This window comes from Thermosipho sp. 1070 (genome assembly GCF_001682135.1).
Taxonomy (GTDB): Bacteria; Thermotogota; Thermotogae; order Thermotogales; family Fervidobacteriaceae; genus Thermosipho; species Thermosipho affectus.
The window spans coordinates 361,501-387,238 of record NZ_CP007121.1; the positions used below are offsets into that span (position 1 = coordinate 361,501).

Genomic DNA, 25,738 nt, shown 5'->3' on the forward strand with positions numbered 1-25,738 from the left:
GGAAGCCAAGAAGCTTCCCTTCCAATCATTTCCTTATGTATCTTGGAGTATCATCGTACTTTTCAATCAAACTATTTAATCCCTTTTGGATATATTCAACAACCACATCCGCCAAAACAAAACCTGTATCATATCCTGATGCTTTATTTTCTGCAAGCATTGAATATCCATCTCCACCACTTGCCATATAGTTATTAGTTACAACAGTATAAACTTTATCCATTTCAAGTGGTTTTCCATTTACCATTACTTCTGTTACTTTTCCATTTTCACTCTTAAAGGTTAAACCTCCCACATGTAACCATGCTCCTTTTCCTTCAGGAAGCTTTGCAGCATATTCCAACACTTTTATTACTTCCGAACCTTTCATCTTCATTACATAAACGGTGTTTCCAAATGGCAATACCGTTAAAATATTTCTTATAGTTATCTTTCCTGGTTTTATTGACGCCCTTATTCCTCCTCCATTTTGGAACGCAATATCCGCACCTGTTTTCCACATCATGGCATCGGTAATAAGGTGTCCAAGATTTGTATCTCCAGATCTTACATGCTTTCTTTCACCATCTAATAACACCTTTGTTTCTCCAATAACAGTATCAAGTTTTTTAGAACCAATCTTTGCAAAGTAATCAAGTGGAACTTTTACATATTCTGCCGGTTTGTATTCTTTTTCCACAAACTCGTACATTGAATTACCATTTTCATCTTTACCTTTATAAATTTTCAAATTAACTGGAATAGGTGTCCATGACCACTCTTTTATCTTTCCGTTTTCTACATCCAAATCAAGTTTTCCAACAATCTTACCCCATTCCCATGCTTGAATCAAAATTGTATTGTTGATAACCTTTGCCTCATTAAGTTTTGTATGACTATGCCCATCTATAATTATATCTATTCCATTCACCTCTTTTGCCAACTCTTCTGACGTAGTATAATTTCCCTCGTATGCTTGACCCATTCCCAAATGTGTAAGTGCAATTACAATATCAGCCTTTTTTCTAAGTTCAGGAACAAGTTGTTTGGCAACTTCAACGGCATTTTTAAATTCCAAATCTTTGCTAAAAAGTGGTTCCAATATTGCCGTTTCTTCAGTTGTCAAACCAAATATTGCAACTTTAATACCACCAACATTTTTTATTATATATGGTGTAAAGAAAGGCTTGCCATCTTTATATATATTTGCAGATAAAAATGGAAACTTTGCAATACTCATTTGATACATTAATACATCCCTTGATTTGTCAAATTCATGGTTTCCAACGGCAACTGCATCAAGCTTCATTCTATTCAAGGCAAAGATATCTGGTAATGCATTTAAAAGGTCAGATTCAGGCACACCAGTGTTTATATCTCCCGCATGTAAGAACAAAACATTTGGATTCTTTGCACGTTCTTCATCAATTATAGATGCAATAACGGCAAACCCACCTATATTTGGATTATGGTACTCACTAAATGCCCATGCATGTCCATGTGTGTCATTAATGTGAAAAATAGAAATTTTTGTGGCAAACAAACTAATTGTTAATATTACAAAAAGCGTTATAAACAACCTAAGTTTCCTCATATAACACACCTCCCTGTTTTATAGTTTGCAATTATATTTTATCACAAACTTTCCTCAATTAACTGCTTTTTGAACATATTTGCATATAATCCGCCTTTTTGAATTAATTCCTCATGATTTCCTTTTTCAACTATTTGACCATTATCGAAGACATAAATAACATCTGCATCCTTCAAAACCTTTAATCTGTGCGTTATAATAATCATAGTTTTACTTTCCATATTTTTTCTAAGTGATTCAATTATTCTCTCTTCTGTCTCCGGATCAACAGCTGAAAGGCAATCATCAAAAATAAACACATCACTATTTCTTATTAGTGCTCGGGCTATAGTTATTCTTTGCTTTTGCCCTCCTGATAACGTAACTCCTCTTTCCCCTACAACCGTATCATAGCTTTTTGGGAATTTTTCAATGTCACTATGTACAGCAGACAACATGGCATATTCTTTTACCTGCCATTCATCCAAATCTTCCAACCCAAATGCTATATTATTTTTCACACTAGTCGAAAACAAAAATGTTTCTTGAGGTACGTAAGAAATCTTTGTCCTGACTACCTCAGATGGTATATCGTTAATATCATATCCATTTATAAACACATGCCCCTTGTCTACGGGATAAAGTTTACTTATTATCTTGACTATAGTAGATTTTCCACTTCCAACCGTACCAACTATACCAACAAGCTGACCTTTTTTTATTTCTAAATTAACACCTTTCAAAACATACCTATCTGTATCAGGATATTTGTAATCTAGTTCTTTAATTAAAATATTTTCAATTTCGTTTATTTCAACGGAATTTTCTGGTTCCTTTACTTTTGATTTTGTATTTAAAATCTTTAAAATTCTATTGTAAGAAGCTCTACCATTTTGAATTATATTAATTACCCATCCAAACGCAGTCAGTGGCCATACAATCATACCAATATAATTATTAAAGGCAAAAAACATACCAAGTGTTATCTTTTGATTTATAACCATTGGTCCGCCATATGCAATAGTAATAAAATACGACAAAGAACTTATAAAATGAATTAGCGGCCACATTATACCCCAAACTTTAACAAGAGATAATGTTGCCCTAAAATTATTATTTGCCTTTTTTGAAAATAAATCTTCAAACTTTGGTAATATTGAAAATGACTTGAGTATTCTAATACCATCTACAGATTCCTCAGTGAAACCACTTAAATCCGAAAAAGTATCTTGAACCTTTTTTGACCTTTTGTATATAAATTTACCAAAGATGAGGGAAATTAACATTATAAATGGCAAAGGAATTAAAGCAATAAGGGTTAATTTCCAACCAACACTAGTTGCCATGAAAAATATTGTAACAACTGACATAAAAGATGCATCAACCATCATAACTATACCAGGTCCAAGCATCCTTTCAAGGTTGTTCATATCATTTGTAAAATGCGCCATTAAATCTCCACTTCTATGTTTATCAAAAAATGACATGTCTAATGACAGCATTTTTTCATAAAGAATCTTTCTTGCCTCATAGGTAAATTTTCTTGCACTACCTATTATGAAAAATCGCCAAAGAAATCTGGTAATAAACATACCTAGTGCTATACCTATTATTCCAAGAGCCATTAATTTTGCAACATGGATATCTGGAGTTTTTACATTCAAACTATCCACAGCTTTTGATATAAATTTTGGAACTATAAGTTGTAATGTATCAACAATTATCAAAGTAAAAATCCCAGATAAGTAAAAAAGAAATCTCTTTTTTATAAATTCTCTAATCAAAAACATCACCTCTCAAGTTCACCAACAAAAATATCTAAGCCTCCAAGATGTCTATCAAAAAGTCCATTTAAAGAATTTGTCTCACCAACAAACTTTATCCTACCAGATACATTCAATGCCCTTTTTATTTCGTCAAATCCATATCCTCCTCCCACAAAAATCCAATGATTAAGACGTATCACAAAAAAGTCAACAAGCCCTTTTTTGTAATTTAATGAATAAAAATCACCGTCTTTGGAAGCTGTTTTTCCAAAAAGATATATACCATCGTCACCAACTAACATATCATTACATACATCATCTTTACTACCCTCTAAAATATAATCATTTAGTCTATTGCCATTTGAGTCTAAAACCATAATATAGATATTAGAATCATCTGTAATATTCCCTTTACTATCAAAATAAACATTTGAAACTAAATAAATCTTGTCTTTATACACCAAAGCCTTACTTGCAAAATCATCTTCTTTCCCACCAAAAAATCTTATCCACCTTAATCTACCAAAATAATCTACAAAAATAACCATTAAATCTCGACTTTTTCTAAAAGTATTTCCAAAGATAACATAACCACCATCACCTTTAGAAATTGATACTGCTTCATCCAAATACTTTCCACCAAAATTCCTCTTCCAAATAATATTCCCATCAAAATCTACTTTTATTAAAAAAACATCAGACCATCCGCTTAAATCAACAAAATCATCAGACCAAGTATCTCCAAAAATTAATAATCCATCATTTTCAACTATGATTTCTCTTCCCCTATCTTTGTACCTTCCGCCGTAAACCTTTTTCCACAAAATTACATCGTCTTTCAAAGCATAAAGGATTATATCTTGTACACCATTGGCCAATACATAGAGAATACCATCCTTCTTTTTTAAATCTACCAACTCACCATCCAAATCAAAATAAAATTTAACCCCGTCTTTTAAAATAAACGGTCTTTTTCCTTCTTTTCCAAGAATATAGTAACTTCCATCTATATACGTATAGTTATAGACATGGTCATCTTCCTTTGAACCTATTACACCTAAAATCTTTACGGCAGGATTGGTGTAAAATTCGAAAACAGGAGTTTCAATTGTGTTATATCCATCTGTAACCTTTAATTTCCAAAAATACTTTGAATTAGATGATAAATCTTTAATTTCATATACATTAGCTCTATAATTTTTTATAACAGGTTTCAACTTATCTTTTGAAATACCAAAATATAAAGTTGAAAGCGTTTCATCATCATCCTCTATATTCCATCTAAAGGTTATACTCTTCCCAACACCCTTTAAACCATTTTTAGGAAAAATTATTCTAATTTTAGGTTTTTCATTTTTTACGTAAATCTCTTTATAACTACTATATACGTACTCTCCCGCTAAATTTACGGCTTTCAGTCGTAATTTGTATTTTACATTTGGTTTAACACTTAAAATATACTCTGAAGAATCTAATTTTATTTCCTCGTTGTTGATTTCTAAATAATAATCAAAATCGTCATACTTATTATATTTTACTTTATACTTTCCCTCTTCATTTGTAATTTCAAAATCGATAGATACAGGATTAATGTAAAATTCAAAGGTATTAGAAACCGCTTTTGCTCCAAACTCATCTTCACATTGAACGCTCCATTTGTATTTTCCAGTGGGAAGCACAATTTCGTATTTTTTGTCCTTTAATTTAATTTCTCTATTATTTAAATACAAAGTATAATTTAACTTATCATCATCTTCTGCATCCCATGAAAAAGTAACTCTATTACCATTTACAGTGGCTTTTGCATCTAAAATCTTAGGAATATCGTTCAAAATAGTAAAACTACTTACAGGTGTTTCAATATAATCATTTCCAAATTTTATTCCAACCTTCCAAAAATAAGTTCCAGGTTTTAATGAAATAGGATATTTTGTTTCTATACCATCATACACCTTTTCCAATTCATTTGTACCCAAAAACAACTCTGAAATTAAAGAAAGTTCCCTTTTATACTGAATGTCCCATTTTAATTCCACATTCCTACTATTCAAAATAGAATTATCTTTTGGAAATATTAAATTAACCCTTGGAGATTCAACTTGGGTGAACTTAATAATTAATACTATACTTACAATACTTAAAACTATAAATAGTAAATACAAATATGATTTTTTCTTATTTTCCAAATATACCCCTCCTAAAACACAATCCCCTTCCAAATAATACTAAAAAATATAGCAAAAACAGGACTTATCCACCATACATGATCAAATTTCTTCACCTTCCACAATCTAAATAAAAATCCAAAAAACAAAGATAAGAATGCAAAAAATGGTTTACCAGCAAGAAAAAATATAAAGAATGCCAATCGCTCTGAAATACCTTCCAAATCCTCGTAATTCTCTATTGCGGGATAAAAATTTCTAAAAAAGTAGGAAAGTGCCGTGGTAACCAAAGCCATACCAAGTATATATAAGACGAATTCTTTTGAAAGATACGAAGTTTTAAAATAATCTGAAACAACAAAATTAAATATTAAAGCAATTATCATCCCGGCTACTTCAATTAAATGATAATACACCTTTTTATTTACTTTAACACGTAGATAATCAAAAAAAAGATGTATAGCTATGAAAGTAAATAAAATCACAGGTACGGTATAAAGTAGTGTATCAAAAGTAAAAGCTAAAATTGCAAAGGCAGACCAAATTAGATGTTGTATAAAATTCCATCCTTTTAAATGCCTCAATTTGCTGTTGTGGGTAAATCCATGATCAGCTACATAATGTCCTAAAAAAAGGTGCAGCATCATCTCACTCCTAATCCTTTTTTACTTTATATTTCAATATTCCATCTTTAGTTACAAGATACAAATATTCACCATCTGAATCCGCTGTCAAAACTTCATTGTCAAGTTTCTCTATAATCTTCAAAACCCTTCTTTCTGGAATATCAATTATTGTAATAAAATTTCTTCCAATAGTTAAGAAATAATTTCCCACTCTAAAAATAGCTATATTACCTATCCAACCTTCACCTATATAATTTCCAACAGTCGAACCTATATCATAAAATAAAAATCCATAGCTTCTTGTAACTCCCAAAACTTCATTTCTATAAATTATTACATCTGAAATATCAATACTTTTATTTTTAAGTTCAGGTACACTTAAAAGCAGATTTAATCTTGGTATATAAATTTGTTTATTTGTATATAAAATAAGATAATTTTCAACCACCTTAATTCTCCCATACTGTCCTTTTAAATCTACTATTTTCTTACCAAATGGATCCCAAAAACTAACAATTTCCCCGGAATTAACCGCTGTATACACTCCCTCTTGTGTTGCAAGAAAATCCGCCACATAAACAACATTGTATTTTTTCTTTATAGCTGGACTATAAAAGTAAATCTCACTTGCCGTTCTAAAGGAAACCCCACCAAAGCTCTTTTTTAAGTTAAATATAGGTCCTTCCATGAGTTTCGTACCATTTCCATACAATCCATTTGGTCCTCCTGTATAAATAACTGACTTAAAAATGGCAATTTGATTTCCAGGAAAATCCAATTTTTTGTCAAAATCCACAACTATTGAATTTGAAATTCTTGCACCATTAAATCTATATGGTCTCAACTTAGATAAATACACTTCTTTTTCTTTTTCAGTCTTTGATACATACTCTCTATAGTTATCATCTTTGTACTCGGGGATCTTAATTTCACCAAACTCTAAAAATTGTTTTAACTTTTCCACAAACTCGTTAGAAGAATAAAACGAATAAGCATCTCCTTTTATTTGAATAAGATCAATTCCATCTATTTTTGCAGAATCCACTGAGACAATTCCATCACCTTTTCCACTAACAAGCTCAGGATAAAATTTTTCAAGAGTACTATTTTTAACGTCTATACCAAAAGGAGGAGTTGTCCCAATAAATGAAACCATGCTTACATTATCTTTTCTTGAAAGCGTCTTCATCTTTTCCAAAAGTTTGGAATCCGGTAAAATTTCACTCCAATATGTATTTACTGTCTCAATAAAAGTATAAATATGTGTCTGAATTGAAGAAATCATGTTTTCATCAAGGTTATAAATCTTTGATAACGCCTCTGGGGTCTTTCCATACAAAAGTGAACCAAAATATACGGGATTTGAAATATTTGTACCCTTAAATGGCACAGAAATAAATGCAATTTTTCTAACATTGTTAATTTCTGGATGTAACAATAAACAATAAGAAATTATTAATCCCCCAATATCTTGAGCTATAACATCAAATTTGAAATTCTTGAATCTTTTCAATTCAGATGCAAGCTTCTCAGCTTCAAATTCAATATAGCTTTTTAACTCCGAACGCTTAAAATAATCATCTACCATATCTTTATACAGCTTTGATCTTACTTCGTAAAGTGGATAATTATACATCATTATAGTTCTATCGGAAAATACAACCGACCAAAAATTTAAATCTGGACTATCATCTGATTTAAAATATCCCTTGAAATTTCTATCTGAGCCTGGAATAACCAAAATAGCGGGTTTTGGTGTAAGTTTTTCAACAAGCACCTTTATACCCAATTCTTGTTTTTTTGGGTTTAAAGCCACGATTCCTATCTTTGAACTATGGAAAGATTGAGTTTCAACGTAATATCCTTTTTCATCTTTTCCTATATAACTTCCAGGAAAGATCCTATAGGCAGAACCTTTATCGGGAATGTACGCAAGTGCAACATTGTTATAATCTATACCATAATAATAATCAGATGGAAAATAATATTTAAAAGTAATTGGTCTATATGCAAAATCAACCTTTCCATCTTTTGGAATAACATCGTACACCGTGTCTATAAACGGATAATTTTTAAATAAGTCTGGATCAGTATCCGGTGTAATAGGATTTAACCTAAAAGATTTTTCATACGGAAAGGCACCTTTTGGAATATTTATATAAAGATTTTTCACAACAGTTGTTTCTTGTTGCGCCTTTATCTCAATTTGAGACTTTTTCTTTAAAAACTGACCAATTAATATAGCAAAAGCTACTGCAACTATCACAATAGATATAGATAACAAAAGCAAAAGCTTTCTTTTGTATATAGTTTTCAATAACTCAATTACTCTACCAAATAATTTTCCAAATAGTTCTTTTGCTCTCCCTAAAATATTCTTTAAAAAATCCATTAATTATCCCCCTGTGAACCTTTCCCAAATTTTTTTCTAAATTCGTCTAAGTCCAAATTTTCAACAAATTTTTTAAACTCGTCATCTTCTTTATCATAATCCTCATTAGGATAATCAATTGAATAATCCAATACTAACTCATTTGAAACATATATCGGCGAAGATGTCTTTAAAGCAAGAATAATAGCATCAGATGGTCTTGCGTCAAATTCTATCAATCCATCATCCTCTTCGTCGTTTGCAGTCAAATCTTTTAATATTACTTTTGCATAAAAAGTATTATCTTCAATTTTGTTTATTAATATCTTCTCCATCTGTGCATCAAGTCCTTCAACCATTGAAAGTAAAAGATCATGAGTTAACGGTCTTTCAAAAGTTACATTTTCCAAAATCATAGCAAGTACACTTGCTTCGCATGCACCTATCCATATTGGAAGTATCTTTTTAGTACCTTCAATAGATAAAATCACAACGGGTGAATTATTTACTTTATCCAATGCCAATGCTTTAATTGTCGCCCTTTTCATCCCAAATCCCCCTTTCAAAATCCTCAACGCCTTTTGAAACTACACTTTTTACATATTCTCTTAAAGCTTTCTCACTATCAAAAATGTTGGGATCCACTAAATCATGGATTTTAATATATATAGGATGCCTTTTTATAAACAAACTCTTTTTTCTAAGTACTTTATGCGCTCCCCAAATGGAAATCGGCAAAATCTTAATCTTATACTTGTAAGCTATCTCCAAACTTCTATTTTTAAAATCTAGAACCTTCCCATCAAAACTTCTCGTACCTTCTGGAAACAAAACAAAATGAACTCCTTCATTTAGTTTCATTATCACTTCTTTCAAAGACATTGCCGTCTTTCTCACATTCCCTCTATCTATTAAAACACTTCTAAGATATTTTAAAAACCAATTTATTCCCGGCACCTTTCCCAATTCCTTTTTGGCAATAAACGCAACAGGTTCAACAAATCCAATAATTAAAGGAATATCAAGAGCACTTTGATGATTAGACACGACAATATAATTTTCATCTATTTTTGGCTTTTTACCAAATACGTGCACCTTAATCCCAAGTAATTTAAAAGTCATCCTACCGAAAATTTCAATCTGCTTTACAACAAATCTTCTAGATACTTCTTTGTTAAATAAACCTATAACAAATCCTACAAATAAAACTATCGCACCGTATATTACAATATAAACAAAGGCCCCAATCAAAAAATATAACGTATAAAAAAACTCAAATATTTTTCTCATGACTCCCTCCCTAACGTATAACTTTCCATCTTATTAAATACCTTTTCTTCCAATTCAAATAGTTTGTCAAGTTTTTGTTCAATTTCCTTTAACTCTCCAATCGAAGATTTAGTTGCGGGATTTTTAGGTGCAAAAGCCACACAACTGTCTATATAAGGTAATATTGAAATTCCATATGTTTCTATCTCCTTTGCTTTTTCAATAATATCTAGCTTTTCAAAGCCAATTAATGGTCGTAGAATTGGAATATCAGAAACATCTTCAATAGTTCTTAAATTAGAAAGTGTTTGACTTGCAACTTGCGCAATATTCTCACCCGTTATAATTGCACTGGCTTTTCTTTTCTTTGAAAGTTTGTTTGCTATTCTTATCATACTTCTTCTTTGAATAATCAAAGAATATCTATCTGGCACATTTGACTTTATGTACTGCTGAACTTCCGTAAAAGGAACGATATGAGTTCTTAAGGTATCAGGGGTATATTTTGATAAAACATCAGCCAAATCTAATATCTTCTTTACAGATTTTTCACTCGTAAATGGTGGACTTAAAAAGCTTAACGTTTCAAGTTTTAACCCACGCTTTAGCATATACCAACCTGCCACAGGGCTATCTATTCCTCCACTTAAAAGTAAAATTGCCTTACCCGAAACACCAACCGGGAGTCCTCCATACAATCTTTCCTTACCAACAAAGATAAAAGCTTCCTTTTCTTTTATCTCAATTCCAACTGTTATATCGGGATTATGAACATCAACATTTAAATTGTCAAATTCTTCAAGTACGTAAGCACCAATATATGCACTCAACTCATTAGAAGTCATTGGAAATTCTTTAAAAGACCTTTTCGTTTGAACCTTAAAAGTTTTCTTCCCTTTTATATTCAAACTCAACAATTTTTTTACAGCCTCTTTTATTTCATCAATGTCATGACTTACCGCATATGCATAACTAAAATTTTGTATCCCAAACACATATTTTAATCTTTCTTTTATTTCCAAAAATGACATATTTTTTAACCTTATAATTATTCTTCCATACCTTTTACTTATTTCAGGCGGTCTTGCAATCTTTCTTATATTATCAATAAGTTTTTTTTCAAAATATCCCCTATTTTTCCCTTTTAATCCTATTTCAGAATACCTTACTACAACTACTGGCTCCATTTGAAGCCTCCTTTCTGGTAATATTCTATCACATCTAAACGATTTTGTTTAAGTAACTTATAACTTCTTCCAATTCTTGTATTTTCCTATCCACTTCTTCTACGTCTTCTGAAAAAATCGCACTTTTTACACATGTCTCAAGATGTGAATTTAAAACCTGAACATTTGCTTTTTTCAAAAGGGCAATCGTTGCAAGAATTTGCTTTGAAATATCTATACAATATCTGTTATCTTCTACCATCTTTATTACCGCCTCAACTTGCCCTTTGGCATTCTTCAATGTTCTTAACGCATCCTTATGCTTCACATAACCAACCTCCTTCCCTTAAATTATACCATGAAAAAAACTCTCTGCATTCGCAGAGAGTTTTACACATAAGCACCTAAAAATTGACTTTTATACAATTCTGCATAAAAACCATTTTTATTCATCAGCTGCTCATGTGTGCCTTTTTCGATTATTTTTCCTTCATTCATTACCAAAATCATATCCGCATCTTTAATAGTCGATAATCTATGTGCAATAACAAAATTAGTTCTACTATGCATCAATCTTTTCATAGCACTCTGAATATATTTCTCAGTCAACGTATCCACATTACTAGTAGCTTCGTCTAAAATTAAAATATCTGGATCCACTACAAAAGCCCTTGCTATCGTTATAAGCTGTTTCTCCCCTTGAGAAATATTTGAAGCTTCTTCATTAATAACGGCATCATACCCTCCAGGTAATGCCATTATAAAGTGATGAGCATGTGCTAACTTTGCAGCATTTATTATTTCTTCTTCAGTGGCATTATCTTTACCATATGCAATATTTTCCCTAATAGTACCATTAAACAACCAAGTGTCTTGTAAAACCATCCCAAAGAACCTTCTCAAATTATTTTTTCTCAATTTCCTTATATCCACACCATCTATGGTAATTCTTCCCTTTTGTATCTCGTAAAACCTCATCAATAAATTCACAAGAGTTGTTTTTCCGGCACCTGTTGGTCCAACAATGGCAATAGTCTGACCACTTTTCACATCAATATTTAAGTCTTCAATTAATTTTTTGTCTTTACTATAACTAAAATAAACATTTTCAAATTTCACATTTTCTTCAACAGACTTCAATTCTATGGCATTCTCTGGATCAGGTTCTTCTTCTTTCTCATCTAAAATTTCAAAAACTCTTTCCGATGCTGCAAGAGTTGACTGAATCATGTTCATTATATTTGCAACTTGAGAAATAGGTTGATTAAATTGTTGAGAGTATTGAATAAATGCCTGCACATCACCAAGTTGGATAATGCGTTTCGTCACCATTATTCCACCCATTATCGAAACTATAACATACCCCAAATTACCAACAAATCTCATAATAGGCATAGTTATTCCAGAAACAAATTGTGCCTTCCATGCAGAACCATATAACTTTTCGTTATACTCCTCAAACCTTTTAATACTTTCTTCTTCCATGTTATATCCTTTTACAACAATTAATCCGCCAAACATCTCTTCGACATGTCCGTTTACATTTCCAAGAAATTTTTGCTGATTTTTAAAATATTTCTGAGATTTCTTTACTATAAGTACTATCAATGATATGCTGATAGGTAGTGTAACCATTGTAACCAAAGTAAGCAAAGGACTAATAGTAAGCATCATTATAATAACACCAACTATTGTAACTATAGAAGTAATAAGTTGCGTCAAACTTTGATTTAAAGTGTTACTAATTAAATCCACATCATTTGTTACTCTACTTAAAATTTCACCATGTGTTCTTGAATCATAAAACCTCAATGGAAGTTTTGAAAGTTTTTCCATAACTTCCGTCCTTAATTTTTTTACAACCTTTTGTGACACACCTGCCATTATATATTGCTGTATATACATAAATAACGCAAATAATCCATACAAAATTCCCACTTCAATCAAAATTTTTAGTATACCTTGGAGATCTATTTTTGCCCTAGGAAATATTTTTCTTGCAAGAAATCCCTGAAACAACTTAGTTGTTGCCTTCCCCAAAACTTTTGGAGCAATAATACTAAATATTGTTCCAGTTATTGCAAGTGCAAATACAATTATCAAAGGAATTGCGTATGGTTTTAAATACCCTAACAATCTTTTCAGTGTTTTTTTGAAATTTTTCGGCTTTTCAACAGCTCCCCTTATTGGTCCTCCAGGTCCTCCTCTACGCACAGGTTTTCCCATACTCATGCTATCTCCTCCTCTGAAAGTTGAGAAGAAACTATTTCCTTATATACCGGACAATTTCTAATGAGTTCTTTATGTGTTCCAATACCCACTATTTTCCCATTTTCTAAAACTATAATCTTATCTGCATTCATAACTGTGGCTACCCTTAGAGAAACTATTATTTTAGTTGCATTCGATAAGTTTTCACGCAAAGCCTTTCTCAATTTTGCATCAGTTTTGAAATCAAGAGCTGAGAAACTATCATCAAAAATATAAACATCTTTATTCCCCACAATTGCCCTTGCAATTGCAAGTCTTTGTTTTTGCCCACCTGAAAGATTTGTCCCACCTTGCGAAACTTTCGTCTTTATACCATCAGGAAACTTTGAAACAAATTCCCAAGCTTGTGCAATCTTTAAGGCCTCTATAATTTCTTCCTCATTGGCATCTTTTTTACCTATTCTTACATTTTCTTCAATTGTTCCAGAAAAAATAACCGGACGCGAGGGGGTTAATGAAATCCTTTCCCTCAAATCTTTTTGAGAAACTTCATTAATATTAATTCCATTAACTAAAATCTCTCCTTTAGTAACATCATAAAATCTCATGAGTAATTTGACAAGAGTACTCTTTCCAGAACCAGAACTTCCAATAATTCCAACTACTTCTCCTGGATTTATCGTAAAACTTGCATTTGATACTGCAGGTTCTTTTCCTCCTTCATAATAAAATGTAACATCTTTAAATTCTATCTTTTCCACGATATCGATCTTCTTCGGTTGTTCTAGATCTTTTATCCTTATTTTTTCTTCTAAAACACTACTAATTCTTTCTGCTGAAGCAGATGCCCTTGGAAGAAAGATAAAAATAACGGATATCATTATAAATGAAAACATAATTTGCATAATGTATTGCATAACTGCCATCATGTTACCTATTTCCAACGTGCCTTTATCAACCTGTAAAGCACCAACCCAAATCAAAAAGACAATAGTTATATTCATAATCAATAAAATCAAAGGAAAAACTAAGGAAAAAATCCTGTTAACTTTAAGAGCTGTACTCGTTAAATCCTCATTGGCATCTTCAAACCTTTGTTTTTCATACTCTGTTTTTGCAAATGCCCTAATGACCCTAACACCTGTAAGATTTTCTCTTAAAACTCTATTTAACTTATCAAGTTTTTTTTGCATTGATTTAAACAATGGAATTGAATATTTCAAAATAAAATACATAGCAACAAACATAACAGGCAACGAAACAAGCAAAACCATAGAAAGCTTTGCACTTTTTGAAACAGCCATTATTGTTCCACCAATAGCCATAACAGGAGCAAGTGCAACTATACGTAACATCATAAACAAAACACTTTGAATTTGTGTAATATCATTTGTATTTCTATTTATAAGCGTTGAAACACCATACTTATCTACCTCGCTTAAAGAAAAATTCATTACCTTTTTAAAAACCATACTCCTAAGATCTTTTCCAAATCCCATAGAAATTCTTGCGGCAAAAAATGTTGAAATAACAGCAGCAGCAACATTTAACAAAGTAATACCAAGCATTTTCCAACCTACACTCCAGATATAATCGACATTTCCCCTTGCAACACCTTTATTAACTATATCCGCCATCAAATTTGGAAGGTACAAATTTAAAATAGCTTGCAAAGTGACAAAAAACAATGTTAAAATAATCAAAAAGGTATATTTCTTTAGATACTTAAAAATTTTTCCCATCTTTCATCGCCTCCAAATTTTTAACAACTTTTCCCAAAAGTTTTTCCAAATGATTTAATTCCCCTTTCGAAAAATCTTTAAAACACGCACTTTCAAACTTTTTCATACTCATTAGTAACTTTTCGTGTATTTCTTCTGCCTTATCTGTAAGATAAACATGAAAATATCTCCTATCCTTTTCATCCACAACCTTTTTTACAAACCCTGCCTTTTCCATTCTTTTTAACATTATTGCCACTGTAGAAGTATTAACCATTATTCTTTCAGCCAATTTCTTTTGTGTTATTCCAGGAAATTTTTTAATAATAAAAAAAAGTGGAATTTGTCCAGGATGAATTCCATATTTTTCCATATCTGCTCTTAAAATCTGAAACTTTAGCTTTTCAATTTCTGAAAAAAGTAAAAAAGCATTTTCAAAATTTTCACTTTTCAATTTTCTCACCTCCAATACATTTACGTAAAACTATTATACATCAAACTATTTTTTTGTCAAAAAAGTGGGGCCAAAAGGCCCCACGAAACTAAAAAACAACTATCATTTTGACAAAGGTTTTAATGAATCCATGTATATTGAAGAAATTGTTTTTTCATCTGCATTAATTGGTGCCATACTCAACAACAATCCCAAAGAAGGTGTTTCAAGTGCAAGTTTTGTAAGTTTTGGAATGTCATTTTCACTAAATCCCATATCTTCTAATTTTTCTGTAACTCCTAAGTTGAACAGCCACTTTTCAATACCAATTGCTATCTTCTCTGCTTCGCCTGGAACACCTTTTAAATCTGGAACAATTGGGCTGTAAATATCCGCTAAAACCTCTGGTTTTGAGGTGTAAATATGTTTTACAACGGCTGGAAGAAGCATTGCAAGCCCAAGTCCATGAGCAAGATCAGGTTTTACTGCACTCAATGGATGTTCAAGTGCGTGTGTAAAGTGCAACAACCCATTATCAAAAGAAATTCCAGCTATTGTAGAAGCATACAAAAGATAATATCTCGCCGTCAAATCATCTGGATGAGCAACTGCTTGAGGTAAATATCTTGCAATAAGCCTTATTGTTTCTTTTGCAAGAAGTATTGAATAAGGACTTGCTACAAGAGTTGTAGCTGCTTCGGTTACGTGATTAACAGCATCAATAGATGTAAAAACTGTTTGACTCTTTGGTAATGTCTTCATCAACTGAGGATCATCAATTGCATATGTTGGATATATACAATCATATGCAAGTGCAGGTTTATATTCTTTCTCTAGAATAGTTGCAACTGCAAACCTATCTACTTCAGTACCTGTACCATGTGTTGTATTAATTGCAATTATTGGTTTTGCTTTAGTTGGTATAAATTTTCCTTCGTATAATTCTTCTGCTGTTTTGTCTGTATATTCAAGTAAAACAGCTACACTTTTTGCTGCATCAATAGGACTTCCTCCACCTATACCTATAACAGCCTTTGCATCATTTTCAATTGCAATCCTTGTTGCTTCATTAATCTGAGTGGTTGTTGGATTTGGAGATACATCTTCGTATATAACATACTTTATGTTTCTTTTTTCAAGTTCAGGTTTTATAACATCCCATGCACCCGTTACCTTATAAGCTACTTTATCTGTCACAAAAATCACACTGTTAATTCCTTGTTCTTTCAAATTGTCAAATATATCACCAATTTTGTTTATTGCACCTACACCAAAATAACACGTTGTTTTACACCTTAATTCAAATACATTGTAAATATCCATTTTGCTTTCCCACATAATTTCACCTCCTGTGAATATTTTCACAAATATTGTACACCGAAAACAGGTTAAAGTGGTTAATTTCACATAAATTTTATGTTAATTTTTTCACGATAAATTTTCCTGAATTAGAAATGATTTTTCAAATATTCCAAACCAGCAACATTCAAAAAATTCCACGGTTTATTAAAATGCGGCTGGAAGAAAAAGTCAACAAACGCAAGTTCATCTATTCTCATCTTATTTTGAATCAAAACAGACATTGTATTCATAGATTGAGTTAAATCAATTTTTGACATTATTTGAGCACCTAATATACGTTTTGTGTTTTTATCGTAAACTACTTTAAAAAATACTTTTTCAAAATATGGCATAAATTCCGGTCTATGATTTTCCACAATGAAAATTGATCCTACATTTAAATTATTTACTCTTGCCATATGCTCTGTAATTCCAGTTGCCGCAATATTTAAATTGTATATCTTTATTCCAGATGTAGCTTGAGTCCCCAAATGCATTAACCTCTTTTTCTTTAAATTATACGCAGCTATTGTTCCCATTCTAATCGCATTTGTAGCAAGAGGTATATATTCATATCTTTCCAATGGATTGTAAAATACCGCACAACAATCCCCAGCAGCAAAAACATCTTTTTCACTTGTTTGCATATGCTTATCAACAATTATTGCACCATTATCAAGCATGTTTAGTTTTCCTCTAAATAACTTTGTATTTGGTTTAAATCCCATAGAAAGAATTACCAAATCAGCCTTGTATTCACCCTTTGTAGTTATTACCTTCTCAACTTTTTCAGTTCCTTCAAATTTTATTACCCTTTCACCAAGCGCAAGTTTTATACCTTTTTCCCTTAATTTTTTCTCTGCAACATCTGTTATCTCTTCATCTAAGTATTTGGCTAAAATTCTTGTTTCAATATCTATTAAAGTTACTTTTTTACCATTTTCTCTAATTGCCTCAGCAAGTTCAACTCCAATGTATCCCGCACCAATAATCGCTACATCATTTACATTCTTTACACTTTTCACTATATCATTTGCATGATAAAAATTTTTTGAAAGCAAAATATTTTTTAAATCAATTCCCTCAATTTCAGGAATAACCGGCCATGAACCCGTAGCAATAATCAACTTATCAAATGTTTCCTCAAAAAACTTGCCACTTTTAATATCTTCAACTACCAAAGTCTTATTTTTGAAATCTACTTCTTTTACATTATGTTTCATCTTTGTTTTCACACCAAAACTTTTTAGATGCTCTGGCGATGAATAAAAAAGTTTCTTTGGCTCTTTAACTACACCTTCAACATGCAATGCAATTCCACAAGATAAAAACGAAATGGTATCATTTCTTTCATAGACCGTCACTTCTGCATCTTCATATAGATTCACCGTATTTATGGCTGCAGCAGTGCCTGCATGAGTACACCCTATAATCGCAACTTTCATTTATATCCCTCCTTGTGATTTTTTTATCAATCAGTTTTATTATAACATATTCTTACCAAAGTAAATTAATTATACCTTACAAACTTTTTAATAACTAACTATTTGACAAAAAAAGCTTCGGCATATGCCGAAGCTAATGAGCAATTATAAATCTACTTTTGGGATAATTTTTTCAATCTTTCCGGATTCATATAGTTTAAACAACAGCCGCTTCCAAACATTTTCACTTCTTTATCCTTTTCCAATTCAACTATCTTGTCATAGATATCGCACTTATTATCATCTGTTAAATATTCACATTGCTTCTTTTTACTATTCCATTTTCCATAATAACAAGGTGTTATCTTACAACAATATCCACATTGTACACATTCTGGACAATTCGTCTTTTTTCTTACACTTTCAACAAATTCGTCTAAACTTTCAAACTCTTCGTTAAAATCTTCAAAAAACAAATTAATCCCCTTCCAAAGTTTTTAATCTATCTTCGACAAAATCTACAATCTCTCCAATATACTCTTCTGAAAAATCTAATTTTATACCTGCAACTTCATAGACCTTATCAATTGGTACTTTATATCCAACCTTTAAAAAGTTGTGATAACTCTCTATAGCTTTTTCTGAGTTTTCGACGTAATTTCTATATATTGACAATGCTCCAAGTTGTGCAATTCCATATTCTATATAGTAGAAAGGTACTTCAAATATATGCAATTGGAATAACCATCTGTATTTCTTTTCAAGTTCAAGATTTGTCCAATCCACTCCTTGATTAAATCTATCCATCAATTTTCCAAAATATTCTGCTCTTTCTTCAGCAGAGTGTCCTGGATTGCTGTAGATCCACTGTTGGAATGCATCAACTGTCATACACCAAGGCAGGAATAAAATAGCACTTTCAAGCTCTTCTATCATTGCCTTTTTTAACTCTTCATTATCTTTATAATACTCATTCCAATGGTGCATAGTTAACAATTCCATACTCATCGAAGCAAGTTCTGCTATTTCCATACGATTTGGTCTATAATATGTAACAGGTATGTCTACCGTTTCAAAGGTATGCATAGCATGTCCTGATTCATGCAGCAAGGTCCTTACATCCCCACTCTGTCCCGTTGCGTTCATAAAAATAAACGGTGCACCTGTTTCCGGTAATGGATAGTTGTATCCACCTGGTGCCTTTCCCTTTCTATTTTCAAGGTCAAGCAATCCAGTGTTTTTCATCATTTCTAACCTTTCACCAAAAAGTGGTTTAACTTTTCCAAGTACTTTTATCGCCTTTTCAACAAATTCATCTACCGTTTTATACGGTTTAAGTACTTTTCCATCAACATCAACAGCTGTATCCCACGGTCTTAATGTATCAACTCCTAATTTTTTCGCACGTTTTTGCATTCTTTTTCTAAAAAATGGCATAACTTCCTTTTCCACTGCCTCGTGAAATTTGTAAACATCTTCTACCGTATATTCAAATCTTCCTTTTGCTTTATGCATATAATCTCTATAATTTTCAAAACCTGCATTTTTTGCTTGCTTTATTCTAATTTCTTTTAACTCATCAAAAAGGTTATCAAGCTCTTCTCTTTTTTCTAACAATCCTTCATACCTTTTTCTCCATGCTTCCTCCCTTATTACCCTATCAGGTGATTTTAAATATGGTATAAGTTGTTGGAGGGTCTTTTCCTCGCCCCTAAAATTTACAGTTATAGAACCAAAGATAGCACCATATTTATTTGAAAGTTTTCTTTCTTCTATCTGTAAAGGTATATTTTCTTCTCTAAATAATTCAATGTTATTTGAAATTATATTCAGCATATGTACATATTCTCTTGAAAATTCTACTTTACTATCATATATCTTTTTTTCAAGTTTTATATAATAGGGTTTTAATTTTGAAACAACGTTTTGAAAATAGTCGTTAAATTTTTCGGCATATTCCTTTTTATCCGAAAACCTCGTCATGTTAATATATCTCCAACCCATTTCCTCAGATACAATATCGGAAAGTTCTGTAAATTTTTCTACTAACTTTACAACTTCCTCTTCCGTTTCAACTTTCTCTTCAAGCAGACTATTTAAAATCTCAATAATCTTACTGGCATCTGTTGAATCTAGCCCCATAAAATACTTTCTTTTCTTTTTTTCAATCTTTTTGTCAGTAAATATCATCACATTTACCCCCTTTTTTCTGCACAATTGTTTTTTTCCAATCTGAAAATTTAACAAAAAGATATGCCAAAATCATTGCTGCCACATTACTAATTATCATAGCAAAAAACAATCCTGTAAAGCCAAAAGTAGAGGAAAAAATTGCTATTAACGGCACCCTAATTCCCCATAATCTTGTTATATCAACTATCATTGACAATTCCGTTCTTCCAGCACCCACAAGTGTGTTGATAAAAACAGACATAGAAGTAAAAAACGGCAAAGAGAAAGAAACGTATTTAAAGAATATATATCCCACTCTTATGACCTCTTGATCATTTATAAAAAACCTGGTAAGTTCTCCACCAAAGAAAAAGGTCAAAGTACTTAAGGAAAATACGATTAAAAAATTTGAAATAAACGCAACTTTTACCGTTTTTTCAGCACTTTTCAAATCTCCCGCACCTAAAAATTGCCCCACCATAGTGGTAACAGAATTACCAATACCAAATGATATCATCGTAATAAAGTTTATAATTCTATTTCCCACACCATATGCACTAACAACTGTAGGGCCAAAACTAGAAACGAACCTCATTATAACCACAAATCCCAAAGAAGTTATAGACATACTCAAAGAACTTGGTAGTCCAATACGAAATACCTTTTTTACCAATGAAAAATCCGGTTTTAAATCTTCAAAACCTATCTTAAACCCTCTTTTCCCTGCAAATAAGTGTTCAATTGAAATTACAGCTGCAACAACTCTTGCAATTGTTGTAGCCCAAGCTGCACCAATTACCCCCATTTTTGGAATAAACCAAAAACCAAAAATAAATATTGGATCCAAAATTATATTAACCACAGTTGAAATAAACATCAATTTCATTGTAAATTTTGAATCTCCCCAACCTCTTAAAATAGAAGAAATTGAGTTAAAGATAAAACCAAATGGCAACCCTATCATTATTATGTTAAAATAATTAACCGCATAATTTATTACTTCTTTACTATTTTCACCAGCAATTAAAGTAATTACATGACGTGAAATTATAATAGCTATTATCGCTAAAGAAATACCCAAAAGTGTGGAAATTACAACAGTTTGACCTGCAGCTTTTCTTGCAGCCTTCTTATTTGAAGCTCCTGTAAATTGTGCCACTAACGTTACTCCAGCTTGTGCAAAACCTATAGAAAGTGAAATAAAAACAAATATAAGTGGCCATACTATTGTAGGAGCAGAAAACTCTATCTTTCCCAACTTTCCCAAAAAATAAGCATCAACTGCATTGTAAAATGTCTGCATTAAATTTGATATAACTAAAGGCCAACTCAGCAAAAAAAGCGATTTTATTATACTTTGCTTGAATAAATCAACCCTATTTTTCAAAAATTCCCCCTCCAATTATTCGCTATGCTAATTATAACATATTTCAACCAAAAACAATATATTTCGCAAAGCGAATATTTTATGATATAATTTTTTCGTAAGGAGGTGAAAGATATGAATTACAGAAAAGTGGGAAAATGGGGATTAAAGATAAGTGAAGTTTCACTTGGATCATGGCTCACTTTCGGAAATCAACTAGACATTCAAAAAGCCAAAGAAATAGTAAGAGAAGCTTTCAAAAATGGAATAAACTTCTTTGACACGGCAGAAGCATACGCAAATGGTATGGCTGAATCCATGTTAGGTGAAGTCTTAAAGGAATTCAAAAGAAGTGACATTGTGGTTTCCACGAAAATATTTTGGGGTGGAAACGGACCAAATGACAGAGGGCTTTCAAGAAAACACATTTTAGAAGGAACATTTGCTTCACTTAAAAGGTTACAACTAGACTACGTTGACATTGTCTACTGCCACCGCCCTGATCCAGAAACACCTATTGAAGAGACCGTTCTTGCAATGGATTATTTAGTGAGAAACGGTTATGCACTCTATTGGGGTACTTCCGAATGGAGTGGGGACCAACTTGAAAAAGCCCACATAGCATGCAAAGAATTAAACTGCATACCACCTATTGTAGAACAACCGCAATACAACATGCTTGTAAGGGACAGGGTAGAAAAAGAATATCAACCTATATACGAAAAATACGGCATGGGGTTAACAATTTGGAGTCCTCTTGCTTCTGGGATTCTAACTGGAAAATATAACAACGGCATCCCAGAAGATTCAAGACTTGCAAGATTTCCAAACCTAAAAAAACACCTTGAAGAAAACGGTATATTAACGGAAAAAACATTTGAAAAACTACAAAAATTACAAAAAATTGCAGATGAATTGAATGCAAAGCTCTCGCAACTTGCCATCGCATGGTGTTTGTTGAATCCAAATGTAAGTAGTGTTATCCTGGGGGTATCAAAGATTGAACAATTACATGAGAATCTTAAAGCAATAGAAATTAAGGAAAAAATAACAGAGGATATAGAAAAAGAAATAAGAAAAATTTTGGAGGAATGATATGATGTTAAACAAATATGCAAAAGTTGCACTTCAAATTGGACTTAATCTTCAAGAAGGACAAATTTTATTTATAAAAGCACCGCTTGATGCAAGAGAATTTGTAGAAGAAGTAGTAAATGAAGCCTTTAATCTAGGTGCACATGATGTATACGTAAGATGGAATGATGAAGTAGTCACAAAATATCGTTTAAAAAATGCACCTATTGATGCGTTAAAAGAATATCCAAAATGGGAAATAATGGCCTCTCAATATTTACTTGATAAAAAGGGAGCGATGTTGAGTATAACTGGTGCAGATCCAGACGCATTAAAAGACGTTCCACCTGAAAGAATAGGCATTTACACAAAAACGGTAAACATCGCAAATAAAGAAATCATGAAAAGAATGATGTCTAATGAAATTTCTTGGTGTGTTGTTGCATACCCTTCAAAAAAATGGGCAAAAAAGGTATTAGGTGAAGAAAACACGGAAAAACTTCTTGAATACATTTTAAAAGCCAGTAGAATAGAAGGAAATCCCGTTGAAAACTGGAAAAAACACATAGAAAAATTAACACACATTACAAAATATCTAAATGAAAAACAATTCGACTATTTAATATACGAAGGTCCTGGTACAAATCTACAAGTTGGTCTTCCCAAAGAGCACATTTGGATATCAGGAAGCCAAAAAAACAAACAAGATATCGTTTTTGTTCCAAATATTCCAACAGAAGAGGTATTTACAGCCCCACATAAAGATAAAATAAACGGTGTGGTTTCAAATAGTTTGCCACTAGTATATGGTGGAAACATTATAGACAAATTTACACTTACCTTTAAAGACGGAAAAATAATAAATTACGATGCAAAAATAGGCAAAGATATACTAGAAACCATTTTAAACACAGATGAAGGTGCAAGAAGATTAGGTGAAGTTGCACTTGTATCCGTTGAATCCCCCATTTATCAGATGAAAAAAATCTTCTACAACACGCTATTTGATGAAAATGCAGCTTCACACTTTGCATTTGGTAGAGCATACCCAAGTTGTGTAAAAAACGGGGAAAAATTATCAGACGAACAATTAAAAGAAGTTGGACTTAATAGTAGTCTTACACATGTTGACTTCATGATAGGCAATGAAAAAATGAACGTTTGGGGAGTTAAAGGCACGGAAAAAGTCCAAATAATGAAAAATGGTTTATTTACAATACCAAACTTATAACTACAGACAAAACAAACCATGCCAATGGAACAAATATGTGGTTGTTATATATAGAATATCCATACGACGCACGTATCCCATCTACCAAATAGGTAGATGGGATTATTTTTGAAATGGTTGAAATGAATTTTACGTTATCTACATTAAAATAAAAACCGCCTACGAACATAAATACCTGAAAAAATATGTTACCTAATACAATTGTTGTTTCTGGATTTTTGAACATCTTTGAAAGCATATAACCAAAGGAAAGAAAAACCATACTTCCAAACAAAACGTAAAACCATACGTTGTAATTAAAAATATTCACTCCATATACAAAATAATCAAAAATGGAGAATATTACACACGATAATAGAATTTGTAAAAAGGCTACCATAGTAAAAGTAAGGTAAAACCTGTTATAAGGTGTAACAGATAACCTCTTTAAGACACCTCTTCGCTCATAGAAAGAAATATTAGTTAAATATCCAAAAAAAACAACAGACATAATGTTCATAACTAAAATAGCCCCATATAGAAATTCTTGGTATCTTATATTTTTGTTTTTCTCTATTATCTTAATTGGAATATCTCTTCCCATTAAATAATTAACCTTTGAAAATGCACTTATAAAAACATCTTTGGCAATCTTTGAATCTAATTTTCCAGGAATATAGTAAACATCTACTTCAAGTGGCTCAAAAAGCTTTGTTTTCGATAAAAAAAGTGCCTTTTGAAACTTTTGATCAAAATTTTCTTCCAAAACTACAACTATATCCAGGTTCTTTTCGATAAATTGCTCTATTTTTTCTATTCTTACAATATTAAAATAGTCCTTAAAAACATCTAATACACTCGAGTTACCAATAACACCTATTTTAAAACGTATCCTTTTTTCTAAACCTCCAAAAATAGACGTCAAAAGTAAAGTAAGCAAAATGGGAAATAATACAAACCAAAAAGTCGCCTCTTTACTTCTTAAAAACTCTATTTTCAAAAGCGCTTTAAACATATTAATCCCTCAATTCCTTTCCAGTAAGCTTTAAGAATACATCTTCAAGTGTTGGATGTCGCACAATGAATTTTTCTACGCCATCGTTTAAAAGCTTATTTATCACTTCACTCATATTTTTAGTCTCAATTATAGTTTTCCCTTCCACCACTTTTCCAAAGTTGTATTCTCCATCTACTTCAACAATTGTACTTAACCCTGAATGTTTGATCAATTCATCTGGACTACCTTCAGCTATAATTAATCCGTTATCTATAATACACACTTTATTAGATAATGTTTGCGCTTCTTCCATATAATGCGTCGTTAAAAAGATAGTTTTACCACCCCTCTTAAATTCTCTTATAATATCCCAAATATGTCTTCGAGATTGTGGATCTAACCCCGTAGTTGGTTCATCCAAAAACAAAATTTCAGGATCATTAATAAAAGATAATCCAAAGCTAAGCCTTTGAAATTGTCCACCAGAAAGTGTCTTAACCCTTTCATTTTTCTTCTCAACAAGTCCAATCATCTCTAACACTTTTTTAGGGTCGTATCCTTTTTTGTAAAAACTTCTAAAAAGTTTTAGCGTTTCATACACGGTAAGTTCTCTAAAAAGTTCTGTTTTTTGAAGAAGTACCCCTATTCTTTCCTTTATTTTCTTATCAATATCATCTACTTTTTGGCCAAAAAAATATATTTCACCTGAAGTCTTCTTTCTAAGTCCCACTAATATTTCCAAAGTTGTAGTCTTTCCAGCACCATTTGGGCCTAAAAACGAAAATATAATTCCCCTTTCTATGGAAAAACTTATTCCCTTAAGTGCTTCAAAATCTCCATATTTCTTTTTTAAATTAACCACTTTTATCATTAT

Annotated in this window: 21 protein-coding genes; 2 read left to right on the top strand and 19 right to left on the bottom strand. The window is 31.6% G+C overall.

Annotated features, from left to right (window positions below):
• Positions 1-25: 25 nt before the first annotated feature.
• The 17 genes from Y592_RS01805 to Y592_RS01885 form a co-directional block, all read right to left on the bottom strand.
• Positions 26-1,573: a bifunctional UDP-sugar hydrolase/5'-nucleotidase gene (locus Y592_RS01805; RefSeq protein WP_088368837.1), complete on the bottom strand. Its 1,548-nt coding sequence runs from the start codon at positions 1,571-1,573 to the stop codon at positions 26-28.
• A 41-nt stretch (positions 1,574-1,614) separates the two neighbouring features.
• Positions 1,615-3,336, bottom strand: a complete 1,722-nt coding sequence (locus Y592_RS01810) for an ABC transporter ATP-binding protein (protein WP_077287169.1) — start codon at positions 3,334-3,336, stop codon at positions 1,615-1,617.
• 5 nt (positions 3,337-3,341) lie between these two features.
• Positions 3,342-5,504 (bottom strand): hypothetical protein, encoded by a 2,163-nt coding sequence (locus Y592_RS01815; RefSeq protein ID WP_075665363.1) that lies wholly within the window; start codon positions 5,502-5,504, stop codon positions 3,342-3,344.
• Between the two features lie 11 nt (positions 5,505-5,515).
• Positions 5,516-6,127, bottom strand: a complete 612-nt coding sequence (locus tag Y592_RS01820; RefSeq protein ID WP_172799326.1) for a hypothetical protein — start codon at positions 6,125-6,127, stop codon at positions 5,516-5,518.
• Between the two features lie 10 nt (positions 6,128-6,137).
• The gene (locus tag Y592_RS01825) at positions 6,138-8,501 is read right to left on the bottom strand and encodes a hypothetical protein (RefSeq protein WP_075665365.1); all 2,364 of its coding nucleotides are present in this window, start codon (positions 8,499-8,501) and stop codon (positions 6,138-6,140) included.
• Positions 8,501-9,028, bottom strand: a complete 528-nt coding sequence (locus Y592_RS01830) for a bifunctional nuclease family protein (protein ID WP_075665366.1) — start codon at positions 9,026-9,028, stop codon at positions 8,501-8,503. The genes Y592_RS01825 and Y592_RS01830 overlap by 1 nt, the downstream gene beginning before the upstream one ends.
• On the bottom strand, positions 9,009-9,770 hold the full coding sequence (locus tag Y592_RS01835; protein ID WP_075665367.1) for a lysophospholipid acyltransferase family protein: 762 nt from the start codon (positions 9,768-9,770) through the stop codon (positions 9,009-9,011). The genes Y592_RS01830 and Y592_RS01835 overlap by 20 nt, the downstream gene beginning before the upstream one ends.
• The gene (gene thiI / locus Y592_RS01840) at positions 9,767-10,936 is read right to left on the bottom strand and encodes a tRNA uracil 4-sulfurtransferase ThiI (protein ID WP_075665368.1); all 1,170 of its coding nucleotides are present in this window, start codon (positions 10,934-10,936) and stop codon (positions 9,767-9,769) included. Before thiI ends, Y592_RS01835 begins: the two co-directional genes overlap by 4 nt.
• 34 nt (positions 10,937-10,970) lie before the next feature.
• Positions 10,971-11,243: a metal-sensing transcriptional repressor gene (locus Y592_RS01845; protein WP_075665369.1), complete on the bottom strand. Its 273-nt coding sequence runs from the start codon at positions 11,241-11,243 to the stop codon at positions 10,971-10,973.
• A 62-nt stretch (positions 11,244-11,305) separates the two neighbouring features.
• Entirely contained in the window at positions 11,306-13,147 is a 1,842-nt protein-coding gene (locus Y592_RS01850) for an ABC transporter ATP-binding protein (RefSeq protein ID WP_075665370.1), read from the bottom strand.
• Positions 13,144-14,868 (bottom strand): ABC transporter ATP-binding protein, encoded by a 1,725-nt coding sequence (locus Y592_RS01855; RefSeq protein ID WP_075665371.1) that lies wholly within the window; start codon positions 14,866-14,868, stop codon positions 13,144-13,146. Before Y592_RS01855 ends, Y592_RS01850 begins: the two co-directional genes overlap by 4 nt.
• Positions 14,852-15,301, bottom strand: a complete 450-nt coding sequence (locus Y592_RS01860) for a MarR family winged helix-turn-helix transcriptional regulator (protein ID WP_075665372.1) — start codon at positions 15,299-15,301, stop codon at positions 14,852-14,854. Before Y592_RS01860 ends, Y592_RS01855 begins: the two co-directional genes overlap by 17 nt.
• Before the next feature lie 102 nt (positions 15,302-15,403).
• A complete protein-coding gene (locus Y592_RS01865; protein WP_075665373.1) occupies positions 15,404-16,618 on the bottom strand; it encodes an iron-containing alcohol dehydrogenase in 1,215 nt (404 codons plus the stop codon).
• A gap of 110 nt (positions 16,619-16,728) precedes the next feature.
• Positions 16,729-18,066: an FAD-dependent oxidoreductase gene (locus tag Y592_RS01870; RefSeq protein WP_075665374.1), complete on the bottom strand. Its 1,338-nt coding sequence runs from the start codon at positions 18,064-18,066 to the stop codon at positions 16,729-16,731.
• Positions 18,067-18,218: 152 nt separating this feature from the next.
• Positions 18,219-18,521 carry a hypothetical protein gene (locus Y592_RS01875; protein ID WP_075665375.1) on the bottom strand — a complete coding sequence of 101 codons (303 nt, stop codon included), beginning with the start codon at positions 18,519-18,521 and terminating at the stop codon, positions 18,219-18,221.
• A 1-nt stretch (position 18,522) separates the two neighbouring features.
• Positions 18,523-20,235, bottom strand: coding sequence for a M3 family oligoendopeptidase (locus Y592_RS01880; RefSeq protein ID WP_075665376.1), 1,713 nt, complete (start codon positions 20,233-20,235; stop codon positions 18,523-18,525).
• Positions 20,222-21,604: an MATE family efflux transporter gene (locus Y592_RS01885; protein WP_075665377.1), complete on the bottom strand. Its 1,383-nt coding sequence runs from the start codon at positions 21,602-21,604 to the stop codon at positions 20,222-20,224. The genes Y592_RS01880 and Y592_RS01885 overlap by 14 nt, the downstream gene beginning before the upstream one ends.
• Positions 21,605-21,718: 114 nt before the next feature.
• Here Y592_RS01885 and Y592_RS01890 point away from each other — a divergent pair, with 114 nt between their 5' ends.
• Positions 21,719-22,678, top strand: a complete 960-nt coding sequence (locus Y592_RS01890) for a potassium channel beta subunit family protein (RefSeq protein ID WP_075665378.1) — start codon at positions 21,719-21,721, stop codon at positions 22,676-22,678.
• 1 nt (position 22,679) lies between these two features.
• A complete protein-coding gene (locus tag Y592_RS01895) occupies positions 22,680-23,888 on the top strand; it encodes an aminopeptidase (protein ID WP_232218205.1) in 1,209 nt (402 codons plus the stop codon).
• Here Y592_RS01895 and Y592_RS01900 read toward each other — a convergent pair.
• Positions 23,869-24,882: an ABC transporter permease gene (locus Y592_RS01900; RefSeq protein WP_075665379.1), complete on the bottom strand. Its 1,014-nt coding sequence runs from the start codon at positions 24,880-24,882 to the stop codon at positions 23,869-23,871. The genes Y592_RS01895 and Y592_RS01900 overlap by 20 nt on opposite strands.
• Before the next feature lies 1 nt (position 24,883).
• Positions 24,884-25,735, bottom strand: coding sequence for an ABC transporter ATP-binding protein (locus tag Y592_RS01905; RefSeq protein WP_075665380.1), 852 nt, complete (start codon positions 25,733-25,735; stop codon positions 24,884-24,886).
• Positions 25,736-25,738: the final 3 nt, after the last annotated feature.

What these genes read in the sequence shown, in the direction of transcription:
- Y592_RS01820 (WP_172799326.1), bottom strand. Translation starts at nt 6,127, where the DNA reads ATGCTGCACCTTTTTTTAGGACATTATGTAGCTGATCATGGATTTACC.
- Y592_RS01835 (WP_075665367.1), bottom strand. Translation starts at nt 9,770, where the DNA reads ATGAGAAAAATATTTGAGTTTTTTTATACGTTATATTTTTTGATTGGG.
- Y592_RS01865 (WP_075665373.1), bottom strand. Translation starts at nt 16,618, where the DNA reads ATGTGGGAAAGCAAAATGGATATTTACAATGTATTTGAATTAAGGTGT.
- Y592_RS01905 (WP_075665380.1), bottom strand. Translation starts at nt 25,735, where the DNA reads ATGATAAAAGTGGTTAATTTAAAAAAGAAATATGGAGATTTTGAAGCA.
- Y592_RS01895 (WP_232218205.1), top strand. Translation starts at nt 22,680, where the DNA reads ATGATGTTAAACAAATATGCAAAAGTTGCACTTCAAATTGGACTTAAT.
- Y592_RS01850 (WP_075665370.1), bottom strand. Translation starts at nt 13,147, where the DNA reads ATGAGTATGGGAAAACCTGTGCGTAGAGGAGGACCTGGAGGACCAATA.
- Y592_RS01870 (WP_075665374.1), bottom strand. Translation starts at nt 18,066, where the DNA reads ATGAAAGTTGCGATTATAGGGTGTACTCATGCAGGCACTGCTGCAGCC.
- Y592_RS01805 (WP_088368837.1), bottom strand. Translation starts at nt 1,573, where the DNA reads ATGAGGAAACTTAGGTTGTTTATAACGCTTTTTGTAATATTAACAATT.
- Y592_RS01855 (WP_075665371.1), bottom strand. Translation starts at nt 14,868, where the DNA reads ATGGGAAAAATTTTTAAGTATCTAAAGAAATATACCTTTTTGATTATT.
- Y592_RS01890 (WP_075665378.1), top strand. Translation starts at nt 21,719, where the DNA reads ATGAATTACAGAAAAGTGGGAAAATGGGGATTAAAGATAAGTGAAGTT.
- thiI (WP_075665368.1), bottom strand. Translation starts at nt 10,936, where the DNA reads ATGGAGCCAGTAGTTGTAGTAAGGTATTCTGAAATAGGATTAAAAGGG.
- Y592_RS01880 (WP_075665376.1), bottom strand. Translation starts at nt 20,235, where the DNA reads ATGATATTTACTGACAAAAAGATTGAAAAAAAGAAAAGAAAGTATTTT.
- Y592_RS01830 (WP_075665366.1), bottom strand. Translation starts at nt 9,028, where the DNA reads ATGAAAAGGGCGACAATTAAAGCATTGGCATTGGATAAAGTAAATAAT.
- Y592_RS01900 (WP_075665379.1), bottom strand. Translation starts at nt 24,882, where the DNA reads ATGTTTAAAGCGCTTTTGAAAATAGAGTTTTTAAGAAGTAAAGAGGCG.
- Y592_RS01825 (WP_075665365.1), bottom strand. Translation starts at nt 8,501, where the DNA reads ATGGATTTTTTAAAGAATATTTTAGGGAGAGCAAAAGAACTATTTGGA.